Source organism: Brevundimonas sp. (genome assembly GCF_041648615.1).
Taxonomy (GTDB): domain Bacteria; phylum Pseudomonadota; class Alphaproteobacteria; order Caulobacterales; family Caulobacteraceae; genus Brevundimonas.
On sequence record NZ_JBAZOS010000065.1, the window covers coordinates 1 to 5,472 of the forward strand.

Annotated in this window: 7 protein-coding genes; 4 read left to right on the plus strand and 3 right to left on the minus strand. The window is 71.1% G+C overall.

The features are described from left to right. On the minus strand, positions 1 to 467 hold a 467-nt coding region (locus tag WC555_RS15010; protein WP_373254855.1), incomplete at its 3' end, for a response regulator. A gap of 292 nt (positions 468 to 759) precedes the next feature. Between WC555_RS15010 and WC555_RS15015 the strand changes: the two genes are divergently transcribed. From WC555_RS15015 to WC555_RS15025, 3 genes are all read left to right on the plus strand, one after another. Then, positions 760 to 1,116: a chromosomal replication initiator DnaA gene (locus WC555_RS15015; RefSeq protein WP_373254857.1), complete on the plus strand. Its 357-nt coding sequence runs from the start codon at positions 760 to 762 to the stop codon at positions 1,114 to 1,116. Next, complete coding sequence (locus tag WC555_RS15020; RefSeq protein WP_373254860.1) at positions 1,113 to 1,856, plus strand: DUF6456 domain-containing protein; 744 nt, start codon at positions 1,113 to 1,115, stop codon at positions 1,854 to 1,856. Before WC555_RS15015 ends, WC555_RS15020 begins: the two co-directional genes overlap by 4 nt. Before the next feature lie 194 nt (positions 1,857 to 2,050). Continuing rightward, positions 2,051 to 2,527 carry a hypothetical protein gene (locus tag WC555_RS15025; RefSeq protein ID WP_373254862.1) on the plus strand — a complete coding sequence of 159 codons (477 nt, stop codon included), beginning with the start codon at positions 2,051 to 2,053 and terminating at the stop codon, positions 2,525 to 2,527. Here the strand turns inward: WC555_RS15025 and WC555_RS15030 are convergent. Next, the gene (locus tag WC555_RS15030) at positions 2,521 to 2,949 is read right to left on the minus strand and encodes a SufE family protein (RefSeq protein ID WP_373254865.1); all 429 of its coding nucleotides are present in this window, start codon (positions 2,947 to 2,949) and stop codon (positions 2,521 to 2,523) included. The two genes, WC555_RS15025 and WC555_RS15030, sit on opposite strands and share 7 nt — an antisense overlap. A gap of 173 nt (positions 2,950 to 3,122) precedes the next feature. Between WC555_RS15030 and WC555_RS15035 the strand changes: the two genes are divergently transcribed. Next, positions 3,123 to 4,808, plus strand: coding sequence for a sensor histidine kinase (locus WC555_RS15035; protein ID WP_373254868.1), 1,686 nt, complete (start codon positions 3,123 to 3,125; stop codon positions 4,806 to 4,808). Between the two features lie 4 nt (positions 4,809 to 4,812). Here WC555_RS15035 and WC555_RS15040 read toward each other — a convergent pair. Then, on the minus strand, positions 4,813 to 5,472 hold a 660-nt coding region (locus tag WC555_RS15040), incomplete at its 5' end, for a hypothetical protein (protein WP_373254869.1).

The following is a 5,472-nucleotide window of genomic DNA, read 5'->3' on the forward strand; positions in this document are numbered from 1 at the left end:
TGGTATTCCTTGCCCGTCAGGTGGACGCGGTGGCCGTGCACCTCGACCGTCTTGCCGTCCAGGTTCACGGCGATCTCGCCGGTGTGGATGATGGCCTGGGCGTGACCCTTCGAACGGCGGACCACGGCGTGGGTGCGCGCGATCAGTTCGTCCTTGTGGAAGGGCTTGGTCATATAGTCGTCGGCGCCGCCGCCGAAGGTCTTGACCTTGGTCTCGATCTCCGACGAGCCCGAGAGGATCATCACCGGCGTGTTGACCTTGCCGACGCGCAGCTGGCGCAGAACCTCGAGACCGTTCATGTCGGGCAGGTTGAGGTCCAGCAGGATCAGATCGTAATCATAGATCTTGCCGAGATCGATGCCCTCTTCGCCGAGATCGGTCGTATAGACGTTGAAGCCTTCCGACTTCAGCATCAGTTCGATGCTCTGCGCGGTCGCATGATCGTCTTCGATAAGCAGAACGCGCATTGATGCCCCTCCAGGCGAAGCTTGACATTGGCTCCCGTCGTCCAGCGCCGGGTAACCTTGTTCGGGAGTTAACCGAGTAAAAACTTAAGAAAGGTTAACATCACCCCGTTGAGGCGAATCGTAGGCTGATTTGCGAATCGCCGTCGAGAGTCCTGAGTCAATGCGGCGGCGTTTTTCTCCGCGGCCGGCCGCGACCGTCCCGCCTACGTCCGGATTCGACGTATGGCAGGATTAAATTCCTATCACAGACACACCCCTCGAACGGGCGTGGGCGAGTGACGGGAGATTCTGGATGAACGAGACGTATCGCGTGCCGGTGACGGAGGGAGATCGCATTCGCGCCGGACTGGCGATCCAGCTGGTGGCGGCCGCGACCGGGGTGACGGCCGAGCGGATGCGCGCGCAGGTTCGGCTGGGCGGGGCCGAGTGTCGGGCGCGCTGGCTGGCGATGTACCTGGCCTACATCACCTTCGGCTGGCCGCTGGAACGGGTCGGCCACGCGTTCGGCCTCAACCGGGCGACCGCGGCGGCGGCCTGCCGATGGGTCGAGGAAGAGCGGGGCCGTCCCGCCCTGGACGCCATGCTGGAACGGCTGGAGCGGTGCGCGCACGAGGTGGTGGACGCCCCCCTGTGCGAGGTGCCGGCATGAGCCCCCCGGACCGGACGGCGCTCGCCGGGACCGTCGGCCAGGCCCGGCGCCTGCTGGCGCGGCGGGGCGGCTGGATAGAGGCCGCGCCGGGCGGCTACGTCCTGAGGGTGGGCCGGGATCGTCGGGTCCGCATCCTTCTGACGGTCGATGAGGCGGTCTTTCGACAGCTGGCCGGGGATCCGGGGCTGAAGACACGGCCGGGCGGAGGCTGGGTGGCGCGCGTGGCCGCCGGGTCCTCGTCAGCGACCACGCCTGAATCCGGTCGACCGGGGATGATCGAGGGTGTCCGCGCGGTGATGGAAAGCAACGGCGCCGTCACCTTGCGACGGGCCAACCTGGGTCTTTCCGCGATCGCCTGGCTGGCCCGCCACAAGGCTGAGGACGGCCGCGGCTGGCTGTCCCCCGCCGAGATCGCGGCCGCCGACCGCCTCGCCCGCGACGCCGAGACGGCTGTGCGCGGCCCCTCGGTCACCATGCGATGGGACGCCCTGCCGCGTTCGGGCGCCGGCGGGGACGCGGGCGGGCGATCCGGCCCCGGCGCGGCGGCCATGGCAGCGGCCCGTCGGGTCGAAATGGCGCTCGCGGCCTGCGGGCCGGCGCGCGGGATGATCGAGGCCGTATGCCTCCGGTCTTCCGCCCTTCAGGCGGCCGAACAGGACCTCGGCCTGGCCCGCCGGCGCGGCAAGGCCGTGCTGAAGGCCGGCCTGGCGGCCCTGGCGGACCACTATCGCATCGGTTGATCGACGGAGCCGGGGTCGCCCAACGTTACAAGCTCGTAACTGTCGCCGCGAAGGCTTCGGTCCTAAGGGATGAGCCCTCCGCCGCGCTTCACGACGCGGCGTCTCACTTACGCGGCGATCCGTTTCAAACGGCGGCCGAACCGGGGATTGCGTTGAAGTCTGTTGTTTGCGCCGGATTGGCGAGCCTGTGTCTGTTGAGCACCCCGGCCGTCGCGCAGGAACGGCTGGTGGCGGGCATGCTCACCGACGTTTGCCTGCCATACGCCGCCCGGGCCCGGAGTTTCGAGAAAACGATCCGGGCGGCGCGGGACATGCAGTTCCGGCGGCCAACGGGAGACAACGCCCCGCTGGATGACTGGGCGTCGGAGATCGATCTGATCTCCAGCGACGGAAACTGGCGAATTCGCCTCGAGGAGGGGAGCCTCGAAGAGGGGAACAGCTCAGTCTACGCCGCCAGCTGCACCATCTCCTCGCGGCACGCCAGCGTGCGGGATCTGGCCGATCTGGGCCGCCGCGCTTTCCGCGATCCGGCGCGCTGGTCCACCTCGCCGGACAATCTCCTGCGCTGGGATCGCCGTACCCAGCGGCCAGAGGAGCATCGCCTTTCCGTCGAGGTCGCGGCTCCCGCGGACGCCCTCCCGACGATGACGATAACGGGCTACTACTACTGAGCCGCCGACGCCGCGGCGTCGCGTATCCGCCCCACCATGGCGTTCAGGCCGTTGGCGCGCTGGCGCGTCAGCGCGGAGGGCAGGCCAAGACGGTCGAGAGCCGCGCGGGCGTCGAAGGCCAGGATTTCGGCCGGCCGACGGCCTGAATAGAGCCGCAGCAGCAGCGCGATATTGCCCTTCGACAAGGCGCTGTCGCTGTCGGCGAGGAACGTCAGGCGATCGCCTTCACGCCGCGCGGCCAGCCAGACCTGGGCGGCGCAGCCCGGCACCTTGTTGGCCTCGACGCGATCCGCGTCCGGCAGGGACGTCAAGCCCTTGCCCAGCTCGATGACGTATTCGATCCGGCCCTCCCAGTCCCCCAGAAGGTCGAACTCCTCCACCAGTTCGGCTAGGGCGTCATCAATGGTGGGATCAGCGGTCATGCGGGCCAGATAGGCCCCGCCGGCGTCAACGACAACCTCGCGACCTGTCCCCTGAAAAGCCGCTGGACCGCGCCGCGGCCAGTCGCCTGGAACGGGTGCGGGCTTTGGACGACTCATCCGCGGCGCTAGGCTCGCGCGGCCGCCGGAATCGCCCGGCTCCTTCCATCGCGCCCTTGATCCAGTCCCTCCGCCCCGACCCCAGGCCTGCCGCCGACCCTGACCGCGGCGATCGCCCCGCGCTGGCCGCGTGGCATGCCGGCTGGGCCGTGGCCGCGGCCCTGCTCGCGCTGGGCGGACGGTGGATCGGCGGGGTCGACGGACCCGTCTTCTACGGCGTCCTCGCCATGGTGGTCCCGGGCCTGACGGGCCTGGGCCTGTTGCGGCGCGACGGCCCGGGCGAGCGGATGATGCTGCTGGGCGTCTGGGGGCTGGCGGCCTTTGTGTCGGCCGCGCTGTCGGGTGGCCTGACCGGGCCGCTGACCGGCTTCGTTTTCCTGCCGTTGGCGGCGGGCATCGCCCTGGGCGGAACACGGCCGGTCCAGGCGGGAGCCCTGGCCGTCGGCCTGGCCGCCCTCGCCGGACTGCTCCCGGTGTGGATGGGCCTGCCCGTTCCCCATCTGCCCGCCCTCGCGGCCATTTCGGCCTTGCTGACGGCGGGCGCCGCGGCGCTGGCGGTGCGCCTGTCGTGGCGACAGCGCGAAGCCCGGCTGGAGACGGCCGAGGCGGAGGCCGCGCGGATCGAAACCCTGCTGGCGGCGCAGCCCGGGCTGATGCTGGTCCTCGAGCCGTCGGGGCGGGTCGTCGCCGCCTACGGGGCCCCGCCGGTCTATCTGCCCGTCGATCCGCTGTTCGGGAGCGGCCTCGTCGCGGCGGTGCACGCGCCGGACCGGCCCCGCCTGCTGGGCGCCATGGAACGGGCCATGGGCGGGCTGGAGGGCATGGCCGTGTTCGCTCCGCGTCTGGCGCTGGACCGCCGGGCGCAGATGATCGTCCGCCGGCTCGACGACGCTTCCGGCCCGCGGCTGGTGGCCCAGATCTTTGACGCCACCGCCCAGTACGCCCGCGAACTGGGCCTCGAGGTCGCCCGCAACGAGGCCGAGGCGCGCGAGGCCGGCAAGACCCGCTTCCTGGCCAATATGAGCCACGAGCTGCGCACCCCCCTGAACGCCGTGCTCGGCTTCTCGGACATCATGCGCCAGCGCATCTTCGGCCCCCTGCCCGACCGCTATGGCGAATACGCCGAGAATATCCACCAGGCCGGCGGCCACCTGCTGGACCTGATCAACGACCTGCTGGACGTCGCCAAGGTCGAGGCCGAACGATACACGCTGACGCTTGAGCGGTTCGACGCCCGCGAGACCGTGTCCGCGGCCATGGCGCTGGTCCGGGTCAACGCCGACGACAAGGGCGTCAGCCTGTCCAGCGTCCTGCCCGGCGATCCGGTCGAGGTCTCCGCCGACCGGCGCGCGCTGAAACAGATGACCCTGAACCTGCTGTCCAACGCCGTGAAATTCACGCCGCCCGGCGGGACCATCACGGTGACGGTCGAGGCCATCGGCCCCTACCTCGAAGTCGTGGTGGCCGACACCGGCGTCGGCATCGCGCCCGAGGACGTGCGTCGTCTGGGCCGGCCCTTCGAACAGGCCGGCGAGATCGAGCAGCGCCGTCAGGGCACCGGCCTGGGCCTGTCCCTGGTCCGCGCCTTCGCCGAACTGCACGGCGGCCGGATGAGCATCGACAGCACCCTGGGCGAGGGCACGGCGGTGACGGTGCGTCTGCCCGTGGCCCTCGTGGCCCGCGCCCCCGCGCCAGAGGGCGGCGCCGAGATCATTCCCATGCCGATGAAGAACGGGGCCTGAGGCCCTACAGCATTCCCATCGCCAGGAAGGCCCGGCCGGCGGCGAAGTCTCCGGCCTCGAACTTCGCCGTGGCCACGCTGCCGTCGCGGAAGTGGAATTCAATGGCGAAGGTCTCGCGCGGGTCCAGCCGTTCCAGCGCGGCGGCGGTCGCGGCCGGAAAGCGCCACGCCTCCCCGGCGCGCCGGCCTTCGGCCAGCAGTTCCCGATCAGCCGGCGCGACGCCGGCGGCCCACAGGCTGGCGCGCGAGGACGCCGGGACCAGGCCGTCCCCGGCCAGCCAGGCCCGGGCGACCCTGGCGGGATCGCGCATCACGATCCGCGCGGCGTTCGGACGCGAACGTCCGACGAAACTGACCACCGCGACCATATCCGAGGCGTCGCCCTCGCCCGCGTAGCCGAAGGCGACCGGAGAGGCCCCCACCACCGACGTCTGTTGCAGCCGCCAGCCGGCGCCCTCCGAGCGCATCCGGTTGGCGGTCCAGGCCCCGTGCTCGCCGGGGAAGGTCATGCGCGGCGTCCGCAGCCAGCCCGAAAAGGCGTCGTCCACCCGCCCCCGCACCGTCGCCAGCTGGGGGTCCCGGCATGAGACGACATGGGCCCGCGCGCGGGCGCGGGCGGCGGCGGCGCTGAGGTCGGCCTCGGCCGCGCCGGACCGCAGGGCCGC

Coding starts and splice junctions, on each gene's coding strand:
- WC555_RS15015 (WP_373254857.1), top strand. CDS start 760: ATGAACGAGACGTATCGCGTGCCGGTGACGGAGGGAGATCGCATTCGC.
- WC555_RS15030 (WP_373254865.1), bottom strand. CDS start 2,949: ATGACCGCTGATCCCACCATTGATGACGCCCTAGCCGAACTGGTGGAG.
- WC555_RS15020 (WP_373254860.1), top strand. CDS start 1,113: ATGAGCCCCCCGGACCGGACGGCGCTCGCCGGGACCGTCGGCCAGGCC.